Below are 15,359 nucleotides of genomic sequence, written 5' to 3'. Positions count from 1 at the left end.
ATTAGAATTTGGCACAGTACTTGCAATATAAAAGATGAACAAGAAAATAGGAGGGCTGGACATGTTAAAAACAACTGAAAGTAAAGGGAATGAAATTACGAAAGAACAAGCTCGTTGGATGTATGAAAAAATGTTAGAAATTCGTAAGTTTGAAGATAAGGTACATGAATTATTCGCGCAAGGCGTTCTGCCAGGTTTCGTTCATTTATACGCAGGTGAAGAAGCGGTAGCAGTTGGTGTATGTGCCCACTTAACAGATAGTGACAGTATTACAAGTACGCATAGAGGACATGGGCATTGTATCGCAAAAGGCTGTGATTTAAATGGGATGATGGCTGAACTTTTTGGGAAAGCGACAGGGTTATGTAAAGGTAAAGGCGGTTCCATGCATATTGCCGATTTAAATAAAGGAATGCTTGGTGCAAATGGGATTGTAGGCGGAGGTTTTCCACTTGCTTGCGGTTCAGCATTAACAGCTAAATATAAAGGTACGAAAGATGTAAGTGTTTGCTTCTTCGGTGACGGAGCAAATAATGAAGGGACATTTCACGAAGGGGTTAATTTAGCGGCGATTTGGAAGTTACCAGTTATTTTTATCGCAGAAAATAACGGTTACGGTGAAGCAACAACATTTGAATATGCTTCAAGTTGTGATTCGATTGCAGATCGAGCGAAAGCTTACAATATTCCAGGTGTTCAAGTGGATGGAAAAGATTTACTTGCAGTATATAAAGCAGCTGAAGAAGCGGTGGAGCGCGCACGTAATGGCGGTGGTCCAACAATAATTGAATGTATGACATATCGCAATTACGGTCATTTCGAAGGTGAAGCGCAAACATATAAAACTTCAGAGGAAAAAGAAGAACATTTAAATGAAAAAGATGCGATTGTGAATTTCCGTAAGCATTTAATTCATGAAGCTTTATTAACTGAATCTGAACTTGTGGATATGGAAAAGGCAGTAGATGAAGCAGTACAAAAATCAATTGAATTTAGTGAAAATAGTCCATATCCAGAGGATGAAGAATTATTAAAAGATGTATACGTTTCTTATAAATAAGAGGAGGGTGAAAAATAATGACTAGAACAGTAAGTATGTCAACTGCAATCAATGAAGCGATGAAAATATCAATGCGTCGTGATGAGAACGTAATTTTAATAGGAGAAGATGTTGCAGGCGGTGCACAAGTGGATCACTTACAAGATGATGAAGCGTGGGGTGGTGTACTCGGTGTTACGAAAGGGCTTGTGCAAGAATTTGGCCGGAATCGTATTTTAGATACTCCAATTTCTGAAGCTGGTTATATGGGAGCAGCAATGGCAGCTGCGGCAACGGGATTACGTCCGATTGCTGAATTAATGTTTAATGATTTCATCGGAAGTTGTCTTGATCAAGTATTAAACCAAGGTGCAAAATTCCGCTATATGTTCGGTGGTAAAGCGAAAGTGCCAGTTACAGTACGTACGATGCATGGTGCTGGTTTTAGCGCAGCAGCGCAGCATTCACAAAGTTTATACGCTTTATTTACGAGCATTCCAGGTATTAAAGTTGTCGTTCCTTCCACTCCATATGATGCAAAAGGCTTATTATTAGCAGCAATTGAAGATGACGATCCAGTAATCTTCTTTGAAGATAAAACACTTTACAATATGAAAGGCGAAGTACCAGAAGGGTACTATACAATTCCTTTAGGGAAAGCAGATATGAAACGCGAAGGTTCTGATGTAACAATCGTCGCAATTGGAAAACAAGTTCATACAGCACTTGCAGCTGCTGAGCAATTATCGAAAAAGGGACTTGAAGTAGAAGTAATCGATCCACGTTCTTTATCACCACTGGATGAAGATACGATTTTAGCATCTGTTGAAAAAACGAATCGCTTAATTGTTATTGACGAAGCAAATCCAAGATGTAGTATCGCAACAGATATTGCGGCAATTGTAGCAGATAAAGGATTCGATTTGTTAGATGCACCTATTAAACGAATTACAGCACCACATACACCAGTTCCGTTCTCACCACCACTTGAAAAGTTATATTTACCAACGCCGGAGAAAGTAATTGAAATTGTATCTGAAATGATCGGAGACCAATCTTTATTACATGTGTAATGAAACGATGAGAAGGGAGAGAGAAACATGGCTGTAGAAGTTGTAATGCCGAAGTTAGGTATGGCGATGAAAGAAGGTATTATTACGAGCTGGAATATTAAAGCGGGTGATCATGTAGCAAAAGGTGAACTAATTGCTAGTATTAACTCGGAAAAAATCGAAACTGAAATAGAGGCACCGGCTGATGGAACTGTTCTTGATATAGCTGTAAGTGAAGATGAGGGAGTTCCACCCGGCACTGTAATCTGCTACATCGGTAAGCAGAATGAAAAAGTAGAAGTTCATGAAAGTACACATGTTGTAGAAGAAAAAATACCTAATTTAGAATCTAAAAATGTACAACATCCAGAACCATATGCGAAAGAAGTAGCAAAGCAAAGAATTAAAATTTCACCTGTAGCGAAGAAAATTGCAAAGTCTGAAAATCTGGATATCAAGGTATTGGTTGGTACAGGTCCTGGCGGAAGAATTACAAAGGTAGATGTGTTAAAGGCGCTTGAAGAAAGAGTACTGACTCCAGAAGTACTTGAACAAGAAGAAAGTAAAGTCATTCCTGTTACTGGTATGCGTAAAGCAATCGCAAACCGTATGCATGCAAGTTTACAAAATAGTGCGCAATTAACATTAACGATGAAAGTAGATGTGACAGATTTAGTGGCTTTACATAAAGACATAGCGGAAGCTGTACAAAAACGATACGATAACAAACTAACCATTACGGATTTTATTTCTCGTGCTGTAGTATTAGCGCTTGGGGAGCATAAAGAAATGAACAGCGCATATATAGATGACGCAATTCATCAATTTGAACATGTCCATTTAGGCATGGCAGTCGCGTTAGAAAAAGGATTAGTTGTCCCAGCTATTCGCTTTGCAAATAATCTATCTGTAGTAGAGTTATCTAAAGAGATTAAGAATGCGGCTCAAAAAGCACGAGCAGGCAGTTTAAGTAGTGATGATATGCAAGGGACAACATTTACAATTAGTAATTTAGGTAGCTTCGGTATTGAATATTTTACGCCGGTATTAAATACACCTGAAACTGGTATTTTAGGTGTAGGTGCAATTGAACATGTTCCTGTATATAAAGTGAAGAAATTAAGAAAAGGAAGTATGTTACCTTTAAGTTTAACATTTGATCATCGTGTATTAGATGGTGCACCAGCAGCTGCATTTTTACGCACAATTAAACGTTATTTAGAAGAACCTGTAACAATTCTTTTATAAAGAGAAGGTGAGAGAATGAGTAAATTAGTTGTTATTGGGGGCGGTCCCGCTGGCTATGTAGCAGCAATTACCGCGGCTCAAAACGGAAAAGATGTCACTCTTATTGATGAAGCTGATCTTGGTGGGACTTGTTTAAAGGTTGGTTGTATGCCTACAAAATCATTGTTAGAAAGTGCAGAAGTGCATGACATTGTGAGAAAAGCGAACCACTATGGAATTGCGCTTAACGAAGGAAGTATTTCAGTTGATTGGAAGCAAATACAGGTGCGGAAATCACAAATCGTAACGCAGCTCGTGCAAGGAATTCAATATTTAGTGAAGAAAAATAAAATACAAGTTATACAAGGTAAAGCGAGATTTGAAACGGATCACCGAGTGAGAGTTACACATGGTGATAAAGAAACCGTAGTAGATGGAGAGCAATTCATTATAGCTGCAGGTTCAGAACCAACTGAATTACCTTTTGCTCCATTTGATGGGAAGTGGATTTTAAATAGTAGCCATGCGATGTCCCTAGAAAATATACCAAAATCATTATTGATCGTTGGCGGTGGTGTAATAGGGTGCGAGTTTGCAAGTATTTATAGTCGTCTTGGAACAAAAGTTACGATTGTTGAAATGGCACCGCAATTATTACCTGGTGAAGATGAAGATATCGCACAAATATTAAAAGAGAAATTAGAAAGTGATGGCGTAGAAATATTTACAGGAGCTGCTTTAAAAGGATTAAATAATTATAAGAAGCAAGCTTCATTTGAATATGAAGGAAATATCCAAGAAGCCAATCTGGAATATGTACTTGTTTCTGTAGGCCGAAAACCACGTGTACAAGGATTAGATTTAGAAAAAGCAGGTATTCAATTTTCAAATAAAGGGATTGCTGTGAATGAACATATGCAAACAAATGTATCACATATTTACGCAGCAGGTGATGTGATTGGTGGGATCCAGCTTGCTCACGTTGCTTTCCATGAAGGAACGACAGCAGCATTACATGCGAGTGGAGAAGATGTGAAAGTTAACTATCATGCAGTACCTCGATGTATATACACATCCCCAGAAATCGCAAGTGTCGGTTTAAATGAAAAAGATGCAAGAGAGCAGTACGGTGACATACAAATTGGCGAATTTCCTTTTACAGCGAACGGAAAAGCGCTTATTATTGGAGAAAAAACGGGGAAAGTAAAAGTTATTGTGGAACCTAAATATCAAGAGATTATAGGGATTTCAATTATCGGTCCTCGTGCAACTGAACTGATCGGACAAGGAACCGTAATGCTTCATACAGAAGTTACCGCTGATATAATGAGAGATTATATTGCAGCGCATCCAACTTTATCTGAAGCGATTCATGAAGCGTTATTGCAAGCGATAGGACATGCTGTACATGCTTAATGAAAATATAATAAACCACTATTCTCTAAATGAATAAGAGAATAGTGGTTTGAATTTTTACAGAAAAAATTGAATATCCTATTATTTTTTTACGTCAATCGCTGAAGTAATATCGTTCCAATCAGCAGCTAAATTAGCAGTTTTACCGTACCAATCAGCATGTTTAAATACAACACCTTTTCCATATCCTTGTGTAGAAGTATGCTCCCAAAGTGTCGTTGAATAACTTGCTGAAGGCGATGCTGTACTTACAGAAGAAATTCTATCATTCCAGCTAGAAGGTAGGTTTTTAAAACCGCTGCTCCAGTAAATATATTGGCCACCTTTATCTTTATGTTCATAAAAATCAGTACTACCAGCACCGCTACCTAAAGGATTAATTTTATTTTTAAGTGCTTTTTTATCCTTTTCAATATAAGCATCTAATATTTCACGGCTAGTAAAACCATAAGCTAGCCAATCTCCATTTTCATTTTGCTCAGGTAATACCATTGTAATTTGGATGTTTTTCTTATCCTGATCACTTAATTTTGCAAATGAATTAACATTCTGTTCATCCACTTTTAAATAGTCAAATGACTTAATTGTGTTACTTTTTTCTTCAGCACTTACTGCACCTAATCCTCCAGTTAATGCAAATCCCGCTACTAGTGTACCTGCTACTAATTTCTTCAACATATAACCATCCCTTTTTGTTTAGATTTTTGTACAGGTGAATCTTTGTACTATTAAAATGTATTCCAATCGAGAACTATTGTAAATATTCTGAAGTTTTAGAAATAAAAGGCGGAATATTTACAGTTTTGCATTTTTTCTTTAGAAAAAATAGTTATTGGAATGATATAATAAATAGATATATCGCTTTTGTTGGATGTTAAAATGTTTTAGGAGGGAAGCTATTGAAGTATTTCAATAAAAATTGGTATAAAGAAATGCAAATTATAGAATTTGTAAGTTATATAGACTCTATAAAAGAATGGTCAGAAATGGATATACAAAGTTTAATTGAGGAAATAAAGGAAAGGAAAACAGATTTATTAAAATTCCTTCCTGAATCCATACATCCATTTATTCATAGCATCACAATTAATTCAGAATATCCTTCTAGTGAATTGAAAAAACTTATGAAAGTATGGATAGGGGATTGTGAGAAAAGAAGGGCTCATTTAGATCGATTCTATTTAGATCACTTCCATTCAATTAAGAAAAAACTCCCAACAAATGTTATTCAGTTACATGAATACTCACTACATGACAGTGTATTAAAATCAGTAGAGAGAAGATCAAAAGATACGCTAATTATTACTTTAGATTGCAGTGGTACTTTCAGTGAATTTGATAAACTGCAAGTAACTTTTACAGGCGTAACGAAGTGTTCAATTCCGGAAAATTTTGAAGGTGCTTTGTGGTTAAGTCATGAAATAGATCTTACTAATGAAGGGTTCGAATTAGGTGTTTTATTTGATTGCCCATTTGAAGAAGTGACAATTTGTGCAAAAGACGTATTGCTTGAGATAGGTAACTAGTAAACTTTATAAATTTACAAACAAAAAAACAGTCTTATAAGACTGTTTTTTATTTAGATGCTAAATTATCAAGTTTCCAAAATGTATCTGTTAACGGTGCAGCTTTACTATCTATGTATAAATACATAGAATTTAAATCTTTTGGTGAAGTTTTCATATTAAATACAATGTCGCTAGTTAAAGAAAACTCAGAAGGAACCTTTTTAGCATTTTCATTTTGTATAACTTCACCTTCGTATTTTTCACCCGTTTTTTCATCTTTTATGAAATATTTTATTTCTGAAAGATCTATCGTTTGTCCGTCAGTACGAGCATTATTTATAGTAACGCGAGCTGTGAGACGCCACTCTTTGTCTATTTTCTCGAATTTTGCATTTTCAACAGTTGCTCTATAGTATTCATTTTTATATATTTCCCCATAGTGCATTGCATCCTTTTCAAGAGCGCTCTTTTCTTGTTTTGGTGTAGTATTTCCATTACATCCTGCCATTAGTCCTGTGAATAATAATGCTGTACAAGTTACTTTAATTATAGATTTCATAATAATTCCTTTCTGTGTTAAAAAATAAAGCATAGGAATAATTTTACATGAATAGGAAGGTAAATGAAAGTATATTTATGTAATATACAGATATGCATTTATTTAGTTGTCAAGTTAATGGGATAGAAAGTGGGCGAAAACGGTATAAATCTGAATAAATAAGAATTGAAAATATTGTAATACAGAAAAGGCATGCATATAATTAAAATAAAGATAAAATTTCAGAATCTTCAATGACGGTGGTGGGTACATGTTTACTGAAGAGCGTAGAGAGAAAATTTTAGAGTTACTTAAGAAAGATGGAAGAGTAATCGCTAAGGATCTTGCGGAAAGTTTTGATATGTCTATTGATTCGATAAGAAGAGATTTGTCTATTATGGAGAAGGACGGTTTACTAAAAAGAACACACGGAGGTGCAGTTGAACTTACGCGAGTGAGAAACTTAGCTACTGAACCATCGAAACGTTATCGTGATAGTTCAATAGAGGAAGATGCGATTGCGAAAATTGCTACATCCTACATACAAGAGGGAGATTCTGTTTTTATTGGCGGAGCTTCTATTCATTATGCCATGTTAAAATATTTACCTAAAATGTCATTTACAGTGATTACGAACTCTTTAGAAATTGCTAGTAAGTTACGGGATTATAAGAATGTAGATACGTACTTAATTGGTGGAAAGGTGAAACCATCAGGAAATATGACAGATACACTTTCCTCAGAATTGATCAGTAGATTCTCTATTGATCTGTATTTCTCTACAGGTGGTGGCATTTCATTGAATGGTATAAGTACTGCAACACCAGAAGTTGCTTATTTTGGAAAAACAGTAAGTAATATTGCTAGAAAAAACATTTGTTTAGCTCCGCATAATAAACTCGGAATAGACTGCTTTATAAAAGGTGAGTCAATAATAGAAATTGACCTTATCATAACAGATGAAGAGTCTAGTAAAGAAACGATTCAACAATTTGAGAAACAAGGTAAAGAAATTGTAATAGCGTCAATACACCTCATTTAAAAGGAGTTTAAGATGATTATAAAAAGACAAGAGTTTCATATAAATGGATTAACTTATACAATTCGTTCTGCATCTGAAACGGATGCGGAGCAGTTAGCGGAAATTAGAGTGCAGATCGATGGCGAAACTGAAAATATGGATAGAGAAGCAGGAGAGGGATTTATAGATAAGATAGGTTTTCAAAAAATAATAAAAGCAGATAGTGAAGAGATAAAGAATCTCTTTTTAGTTGCAGAAGTGCACAACCAAATCGTAGGATTTTCAAGATGTGAAGGTTCTAATTTGAAAAGATTAACCCATAAAGTAGAGTTTGGTGTTTGTATTTTAAAAGAGTTTTGGGGATATGGAATGGGTAAGAGTTTACTGCAACAATCTATTCAGTGGGCTGATGAAAATGAAGTGAAAAAGATATCATTACAAGTGTTAGAGACAAATGAAAAAGCCATTCAACTTTATAAGAAATTAGGTTTTGAAGTAGAAGGTATTTTGAAAAATGATAAAAGACTGTCGGATGGGAAGTATTATAATACGGTAGTAATGGGAAGGTGTATTTGAGGCTGTTCATAAAAGAGGTGGAAATGTATGTTTTATAGAAGAAAGTACTATATAGTAAAGAATGAATTTATAGAAATATTTAATGAGCATTTTACTAACACGAACTTACCTAATCAATTAAAGCATGGTTCCAGGCTAATAGGACGCTGGATGAAAGATAACAATGATGGTACAACTGAAATATTCGCCATATGGGAATATGATAGTTATGATGAGTATAAAGAAATAGAATCGAAAATTAGAAGCGACGAGAAGCATGCTAAAAGAATACATGATTGGTATGAAAAACATGGCGGAAGAGAATCTGTTTTACAGAAGTACATAGTAGAGTTAAAAAATGAAGAGTTAGTATGTACTGTAAAGTGATAGAGGAGTGAGGAATGATGAAAATTAAAACAAAATTATATTTTAGTTTAGCATCTACCATTTTATTTTCAATAGCGGTCATCATTTTCTTTATAAATGATACTCCACAAAAGTGGTTTTGGTTATGTATTTTCTTTGCTTCCATTATACAAAATATAGTTCTACTAAAAAAGAATAAAGAAGTTCATTAATATATACTAATTATTAACATATTTGTGTCGTCTTTCTAGTTTTATTGAAAACGCTTTTATTCAGTTTTATAATAAAAGTATATTTTTACAGATCTCCAAAACAATGAATAGGGAGATGATACAATGTTAGCTTCACCGTTTTACTTACATACATGGAAAAAGTTTGTTGATGAAGGTGTTCTTGATTCGAACCGTATAAACGAAAGGATTTCAGAGTCATGGTATCGATGTAAACAAGCAAATGTGAATCCTCATATGAACAAAGGTCAGAAAATTTTGTCTTCTAATATTTTTCAGGATCAAAAGAAAAAGAGTGAAATCTTCCTTGATATAGCAATACCTCAAATACAAAATATGAGAAAAACCATTGATGAACTGCAAATGATGGCATTATTAATCGATCCAGATGGTTACGTTCTATCGTTAAGTGGAAATCAACAAACGTTGAAACGAGCGAAACATATTAATTTTATTGAAGGTGTGAAATGGACAGAAGCAGCTATTGGTACAAATGCGATAGGAACCGCGTTACAGATTGAAGAGGCCATTATGATAAGTGGTACAGAGCATTATTCTATCGCATCTCATAGCTGGAGTTGTGCGGCCGCTCCCATCCATAATGATGATGGGAAATTAATTGGAGTTCTAGATTTCTCCTGTCCAATTGAATTTTCACATCCATATATGCTCGGAATGGTAACTTCGATTGCACATGCAATTGAACGTGAATGTAGTATTCGAGTGCATCAAAATGAACTACACTTAATCCATCGTTTTTTAGATGTAATTGACAGTGATGAACAGGTTGTTATATGTAATCATCGTGATGTTATTGTTTCTGCAAGCAAGAGTGTACGGGATCGAGTTTCGAATTGGTCACGAATGAAACTTGAAGATTTAATGCAAAATGGATTGAAACCTAAATTAGAAGTACCAGTATATAGTAATGATAGAATGATCGGGAAATGTATGTATGTAAAGGAAAATAAAGAGGGGAATGTATTTTCAACGCCCACATTTATAAGCGGAATCACTTTCCATGGCGTTATTGGGACGAGCAATGCATTTCAACATACTTTAGAAGAAATTAAGCTTGTATCTCCAACTGACGCTAGTGTATATGTTTGTGGTGAAACAGGTGTAGGGAAAGAATATGTAGCGAGAGCGATTCATGAAAATAGTCCAAGGAAAAATGGTCCTTTTATAGCTGTTAATTGCGGTTCATTGCCGAAAGAATTAATGGAAAGTGAATTATTCGGTTATGCTGAAGGAGCGTTTACAGGTGCGCGGCGCCAAGGATATAAAGGAAAATTTGAACAAGCGGACGGAGGTACAATATTTTTAGATGAAATTGGTGAAGTACCGCCAGAAATGCAAGTAGCATTATTGCGTGTTTTACAAGAACGAACAGTAACCCCAATTGGCGGTTCAAAAGAGGTACCGGTAAATATTCGTATTATTACTGCGACACACAAAGATTTACTGCGATTAGTAGAAGAAGGGAAATTCCGTCAAGATTTATATTATCGTTTACATGTATATCCGCTGTATGTTCCATCGTTAATGGAAAGAAAAGAGGATATTCCGTACTTCATACAACATTTTTGTGAACGAAAGAATTGGAATGTTGTATTTTCAAAGAGCATTTGTAATCAATTTTCACACCATGCATGGCCAGGAAATATTCGAGAATTATTAAATGTATTAGAACGTATTTACATTTTGTCGCAAGGACGGGAAATATGTGAAAAACAAATCTCTTTTTTATTACAAACAATGATGGGAAATCACCATCAACTTGCATTGCAAGCAGAAAATAAAACAGAGCATGCATTAAATTTCCGTGAAAAAATACAGCGTGATAGTATGATTGAAGCGTTAGAAAAGACGAACGGAAATGTATCGTTAGCTGCAAAATTGTTAGATGTACCTCGAAGTACATTTTATAAACGAATGCAAAAATATAAGCTATAAAGTAGATTTTTGTAATCTACTTTTTCTTTGTGGGCTCATGTTCTGTCGGAATGTGCGCTTACCGGGGAAATAATAGAATAGTTAGAAGTTAATTCCCGGAAGGGGGACTAATGTGAAGTATATTGAAATTGGCATCGGAAATAAGTGGTTCGTTCGAACGGAAACTGAAAATAAAGATGGAACTGAATTTGAAGAACGCGGAATTATAAAACCTATTTATTTTGAGTCTTTATATGTACGAATTTGGTTTCGGAAAACTTGTTTTATTTTTGATACGAAAGAAGGGTTTAAGAAAGTAAGAAAGGGTAGAGATGAGTATAAGTTTATTGTTGGAATTGTAAGTAGGTTAAAACAATAGAATTAAATAGGGGGTGTTTTTATGATTAGAATTACTACATTCATACTCGCTATTATTGTAATGGGCTATTCTATTTACAGTTGGAATGATGATTCGAAGCAAAGTATGCTTATTTTGCAATTATTATTAGGTTTTATGCTTTCTGGTATGGGGATACAGAATGTTAAGAAGGATGAAAAAGAGAATAAGAATATGGGACTGTTGCTTTTACTTACATCGCTAATTTGTATCATTGTATCGGTAATAAAATATTTAAAATAACCTGTTACTTAATTTGTTGAGTAACAGGTTATTTTTTTGAAGCTTGCTTATTAAAAATTTTAATTGCTGTTTGGTACATCTTTCTATCAATACAAAATCGTAATGTTATCCAAGAAGTAAGTTTAGAAGAGGTGAGAATATATTTTTCTTACCTTGGAAATATTGCTAAAACATTCCCGCTATTTTAAAAAACTTTTAGCGTTACCATACCCAGATAAAATATTTTTATAGAGGTAAAATAGCACACCTTACTTATTGAAGGTGTGCTATTTATATAACCCAGTCGTATACATTTCCGTCAATGTATGTACTATCTCTTCTAACCCTAATTTTCTATCATTTTTCACAATCGTCCAAAGAAACATCTCATTCATCGCGAACCAAGCACGTGCTACAATTTCTTTATTTAATTCAGATTGTGCTAATCCACTTTCTTGAGAGTAAGTAATATCCTGCGAAATACTGTTTATAAAGCGTTCACGTATCTCGTCCCATTTTTGACGTATCTCTTTTGATAATCCGATTGCTTCCTGCACAACTTGCAATATAGCACGTTCTTCTTCAGCTAATTGTAGGAATGCTCTAACTTGATTTTGAATCATGATACGCGCTTCTTCTTTTGTTTGAGGGGAAAAGGAGCGATCAGCAATATCATAAAATTGATTCATGACATCTTCCATTAAAACGATGAGGAGATCATCTTTGTTTTTAAAGTATACATATGCGGTTCCATAACCAGTTTCTGCATGTTTAATAATTTGTGTAATTGTCGTTTTTTGAAATCCGTTATGTATAAAAATCGTGTAACCAGCGTGTAATAGTTTCTTCTTTGTTTCTAAGGAGCGGTGTTTTCTCGATGAAAGAGTACTGTTTTTCAAAGAATCACCTCTTTATACTGAAATATCTGAAAATATAACTGTATTGTAAAAGAAATGCATATATAAAGTCAACTGACATAATATCATTGACGTTATATCAACTAAGGTGATATATTTCAATTAGTTAGAATAAAAAGAAAATTAAAAGAAGGTGACACCATGTATAAAGAACCATTTCAACCAACTTATGAATATGTGCTTGAATGTGATAAACATGATGAACTGAAAGATTTTCAAACTGAATTCTATAAAAAAGAAGGAACAATATATTTAGATGGAAACTCATTAGGACTACTATCAAAAAGAGCAGAGAAATCGTTACTTGCGTTGCTAGATTCATGGAAAGAGTATGGCATAGATGGTTGGACAGAGGGGGAGCATCCCTGGTTTTTCCTTTCGGAGAAATTAGGTGAATTGACAGCGCCTCTTATTGGAGCGTTACCAGAAGAAACAATTGTAACCGGTTCCACGACGACGAATATACACCAAGTGATTGCAACATTTTATGAACCGAAAGGAATACGTACAAAAATTCTTGCTGATGAATTAACATTCCCGTCAGATATATATGCACTTCAAAGTCAAATTCGTTTAAAAGGATTAGATCCAGATGAGCATTTATTACGAGTGACGAGCCGAGATGGTAGAACACTTTCTGAAGATGATATTATTCACGCAATGACAGATGATATCGCGTTAATTTTATTGCCTTCTGTACTATATAGAAGCGGCCAAATTCTTGATATGAAACGTTTAACAGCGGAAGCACATAAACGTGGTATTCATATCGGATTCGATTTATGTCATTCAATCGGTTCTATTCCGCATCATTTCAAAGAATGGGATGTTGATTTCGCTATTTGGTGTAATTATAAATATTTAAATGCAGGACCTGGTGGAGTTGCGGGACTTTATGTAAATAAAAAGCATTTTAATAGACTTCCAGGATTATCAGGTTGGTTTAGTTCTAGAAAAGATAAGCAATTTGATATGGAACATACATTAACAGCTGCTGATCATGCAGGTGCTTATCAAATTGGTACACCGCACGTATTAAGTACTGCACCGTTAATCGGTTCTCTTGAAATCTTTAAAGATGCTGGTATAGAACGTTTACGTGAAAAATCGCTACATATTACAAGATACATGCTTAATTTAATAGATCATGAATTAAAAGATTTTGGATTTACAATTGGCAATCCATTAGAGGATGAAAAAAGAGGCGGACACATTTATTTAGAGCATGCTGAAGCAGCACGTATTTGTAAAGCGTTAAAAGCAAATGGAGTTATTCCTGATTTCCGTGCACCTAATGGAGTAAGACTTGCGCCGGTTGCTTTATATAACACATACGGAGAAGTGTGGCATTCTGTTCAAATTTTAAAGAAAATCATGAAAGATGAAGAATATAAGCAGTTTGAAAATAAGCGAGAGGTTGTGGCATAAGCATGAAAAATTCAGAGTGGATTGATATTTCACAACCGCTAAATAATGATATTGCTACTTGGCCAGGAGATACACCGTTCTCGTATGAAGTTTCATGGTCAAAAGAAGAGAGTGGGTCAGTAAATGTCGGAAAGTTATCGATGAGTATTCATACAGGTACTCATATTGACGCACCGTTTCATTTTGATAGTGATGGGAAAAAAGTAATAGATTTAGACGTTCAAGTTTATGTCGGCCCAGCGCGCATCATAGATGTTTCTAATCTAGAAAGCATTGGGAAAAAGGAATTAGAAAGCTTTCATTTAGAAGGCGTAGAAAGATTATTGTTACGCACATCTTCACATGGCAAAGCGAATGAATTCCCAGATGTAATCCCGCATTTACGTGCAGATATAGCACCGTTTCTTTCAGAGAAAGGTATCCGTTTAATCGGGGTAGATGTACCTTCAGTAGATCCATTAGATGATAAAGAGTTAGCAGCGCATCATCAATTGTTTAAACACGGCATACACATTTTAGAAAATGTCGTACTAGATCATGTAGCAGACGGCGATTATGAATTAATCGCATTACCACTTGCTTTAACAGAAGCAGATGGAAGTCCAGTTCGAGCAGTTATTAGACCAATTTAAGTAGAATTATATAAAAGGGGCGTTTGGCTAATATGAAAGAAAACGAAAAGGTAATTATGGAAAAAGGGATTCATACGGACTTTAAAGAGAATATGACGTACGGGGAGTATTTACAATTAGATAGTTTACTATCTTCTCAAAAGAGATTATCAGACCATCATGATGAAATGTTATTCATCGTGATTCACCAAGCAAGTGAACTTTGGATGAAGCTTATTTTACATGAGTTAAATGCAGCAATCGAATCTATTAAAAATGATAAATTACAACCAGCTTTTAAAATGTTAGCACGTGTATCAAAAATTCAGTCGCAAATTATTCAATCTTGGGATATTCTTGCGACATTAACGCCATCAGAGTACATTGAGTTTCGTGATTCACTCGGTCAAGCTTCAGGTTTTCAATCATATCAATATCGTATGATTGAGTATGCGCTTGGCTATAAGACGCCGCATGCATTAAAAATTTATGAAAAAGATCCAGAATTACACGCTCGACTTCATACAGCGCTACATACACCAAGTTTGTATGATGTCGCAATTCAAGCTCTTGTAAAAGAAGGATTCCCGATCCATCAAGATGTGTTAAACCGTGACATTACGCAGCCTTATGAAGAAGATGCAACAGTAGAAGCAGCTTGGATTGAAGTGTATGCGGATGTGAAAAAGTATTGGGATTTATATCAACTCGCTGAAAAATTAATCGATATTGAAGATTGGTTACAACAATGGCGTTTCCGTCATATGAAAACGGTAGAACGTATTATCGGACATAAAATGGGAACAGGCGGATCTTCTGGTGTATCTTATTTAAAACGAGTACTTGATCAACGATTCTTCCCAGAACTTTGGAATGTTCGTACAAAATTATAAAAAA

General features: G+C 34.8%; 17 protein-coding genes. 14 read left to right on the top strand and 3 right to left on the bottom strand.

Going from position 1 to position 15,359, the window contains the following annotated elements; translation table 11 throughout:
• Positions 1 to 61: 61 nt before the first annotated feature.
• From acoA to lpdA, 4 genes are read left to right on the top strand one after another with little or no spacing between them, the layout of a single operon-like run.
• Complete coding sequence (acoA, locus tag BAQ44_RS20495; RefSeq protein WP_071723387.1) at positions 62 to 1,060, top strand: acetoin:2,6-dichlorophenolindophenol oxidoreductase subunit alpha; 999 nt, start codon at positions 62 to 64, stop codon at positions 1,058 to 1,060.
• A gap of 17 nt (positions 1,061 to 1,077) precedes the next feature.
• On the top strand, positions 1,078 to 2,112 hold the full coding sequence (gene acoB, locus BAQ44_RS20490) for an acetoin:2,6-dichlorophenolindophenol oxidoreductase subunit beta (protein ID WP_061679768.1): 1,035 nt from the start codon (positions 1,078 to 1,080) through the stop codon (positions 2,110 to 2,112).
• Positions 2,113 to 2,139: 27 nt separating this feature from the next.
• Positions 2,140 to 3,339, top strand: a complete 1,200-nt coding sequence (locus BAQ44_RS20485; RefSeq protein WP_071723385.1) for a dihydrolipoamide acetyltransferase family protein — start codon at positions 2,140 to 2,142, stop codon at positions 3,337 to 3,339.
• 15 nt (positions 3,340 to 3,354) lie between these two features.
• The gene (gene lpdA / locus BAQ44_RS20480) at positions 3,355 to 4,734 is read left to right on the top strand and encodes a dihydrolipoyl dehydrogenase (RefSeq protein ID WP_071723383.1); all 1,380 of its coding nucleotides are present in this window, start codon (positions 3,355 to 3,357) and stop codon (positions 4,732 to 4,734) included.
• A gap of 81 nt (positions 4,735 to 4,815) precedes the next feature.
• Here the strand turns inward: lpdA and BAQ44_RS20475 are convergent, their stop codons facing one another.
• Entirely contained in the window at positions 4,816 to 5,412 is a 597-nt protein-coding gene (locus BAQ44_RS20475) for a hypothetical protein (protein WP_071723381.1), read from the bottom strand.
• Between the two features lie 221 nt (positions 5,413 to 5,633).
• Between BAQ44_RS20475 and BAQ44_RS20470 the strand changes: the two genes are divergently transcribed.
• The gene (locus tag BAQ44_RS20470) at positions 5,634 to 6,260 is read left to right on the top strand and encodes a DUF4085 family protein (protein WP_071723379.1); all 627 of its coding nucleotides are present in this window, start codon (positions 5,634 to 5,636) and stop codon (positions 6,258 to 6,260) included.
• Between the two features lie 49 nt (positions 6,261 to 6,309).
• On the opposite strand, the gene BAQ44_RS20465 is transcribed toward BAQ44_RS20470, so the two are convergent.
• Positions 6,310 to 6,801, bottom strand: a complete 492-nt coding sequence (locus tag BAQ44_RS20465; protein WP_063263065.1) for a hypothetical protein — start codon at positions 6,799 to 6,801, stop codon at positions 6,310 to 6,312.
• Between the two features lie 250 nt (positions 6,802 to 7,051).
• Between BAQ44_RS20465 and BAQ44_RS20455 the strand changes: the two genes are divergently transcribed.
• From BAQ44_RS20455 to BAQ44_RS20430, 6 genes are all read left to right on the top strand, one after another.
• Positions 7,052 to 7,822 carry a DeoR/GlpR family DNA-binding transcription regulator gene (locus BAQ44_RS20455; protein ID WP_071723377.1) on the top strand — a complete coding sequence of 257 codons (771 nt, stop codon included), beginning with the start codon at positions 7,052 to 7,054 and terminating at the stop codon, positions 7,820 to 7,822.
• A gap of 12 nt (positions 7,823 to 7,834) precedes the next feature.
• Positions 7,835 to 8,377: a GNAT family N-acetyltransferase gene (locus BAQ44_RS20450; RefSeq protein WP_071723375.1), complete on the top strand. Its 543-nt coding sequence runs from the start codon at positions 7,835 to 7,837 to the stop codon at positions 8,375 to 8,377.
• A gap of 27 nt (positions 8,378 to 8,404) precedes the next feature.
• Positions 8,405 to 8,743, top strand: a complete 339-nt coding sequence (locus tag BAQ44_RS20445) for an NIPSNAP family protein (RefSeq protein WP_071723373.1) — start codon at positions 8,405 to 8,407, stop codon at positions 8,741 to 8,743.
• A gap of 314 nt (positions 8,744 to 9,057) precedes the next feature.
• Entirely contained in the window at positions 9,058 to 10,908 is a 1,851-nt protein-coding gene (locus BAQ44_RS20440; protein WP_071723372.1) for a sigma-54-dependent Fis family transcriptional regulator, read from the top strand.
• Between the two features lie 112 nt (positions 10,909 to 11,020).
• Positions 11,021 to 11,266, top strand: a complete 246-nt coding sequence (locus BAQ44_RS20435; protein ID WP_071723370.1) for a DUF3977 family protein — start codon at positions 11,021 to 11,023, stop codon at positions 11,264 to 11,266.
• A gap of 21 nt (positions 11,267 to 11,287) precedes the next feature.
• Positions 11,288 to 11,527, top strand: a complete 240-nt coding sequence (locus tag BAQ44_RS20430; RefSeq protein WP_071723368.1) for a DUF3953 domain-containing protein — start codon at positions 11,288 to 11,290, stop codon at positions 11,525 to 11,527.
• Positions 11,528 to 11,793: 266 nt separating this feature from the next.
• On the opposite strand, the gene BAQ44_RS20425 is transcribed toward BAQ44_RS20430, so the two are convergent.
• A complete protein-coding gene (locus tag BAQ44_RS20425) occupies positions 11,794 to 12,405 on the bottom strand; it encodes a TetR/AcrR family transcriptional regulator (protein WP_071723366.1) in 612 nt (203 codons plus the stop codon).
• A 159-nt stretch (positions 12,406 to 12,564) separates the two neighbouring features.
• On the opposite strand from BAQ44_RS20425, the gene kynU reads away from it, so the two are divergent.
• From kynU to kynA, 3 genes are read left to right on the top strand one after another with little or no spacing between them, the layout of a single operon-like run.
• A complete protein-coding gene (kynU, locus tag BAQ44_RS20420; protein WP_071723364.1) occupies positions 12,565 to 13,851 on the top strand; it encodes a kynureninase in 1,287 nt (428 codons plus the stop codon).
• 2 nt (positions 13,852 to 13,853) lie between these two features.
• Entirely contained in the window at positions 13,854 to 14,483 is a 630-nt protein-coding gene (kynB, locus tag BAQ44_RS20415) for an arylformamidase (RefSeq protein ID WP_071723361.1), read from the top strand.
• A gap of 32 nt (positions 14,484 to 14,515) precedes the next feature.
• Positions 14,516 to 15,355, top strand: a complete 840-nt coding sequence (gene kynA / locus BAQ44_RS20410) for a tryptophan 2,3-dioxygenase (RefSeq protein ID WP_063263054.1) — start codon at positions 14,516 to 14,518, stop codon at positions 15,353 to 15,355.
• Positions 15,356 to 15,359 lie beyond the last annotated feature (4 nt).

It is taken from the genome of Bacillus mobilis (genome assembly GCF_001884045.1).
Classification (GTDB): Bacteria; Bacillota; Bacilli; order Bacillales; family Bacillaceae_G; genus Bacillus_A; species Bacillus_A mobilis.
Note: the sequence above shows the minus strand (reverse complement) of the source record. Positions and strands in the feature narration are given on the sequence as shown.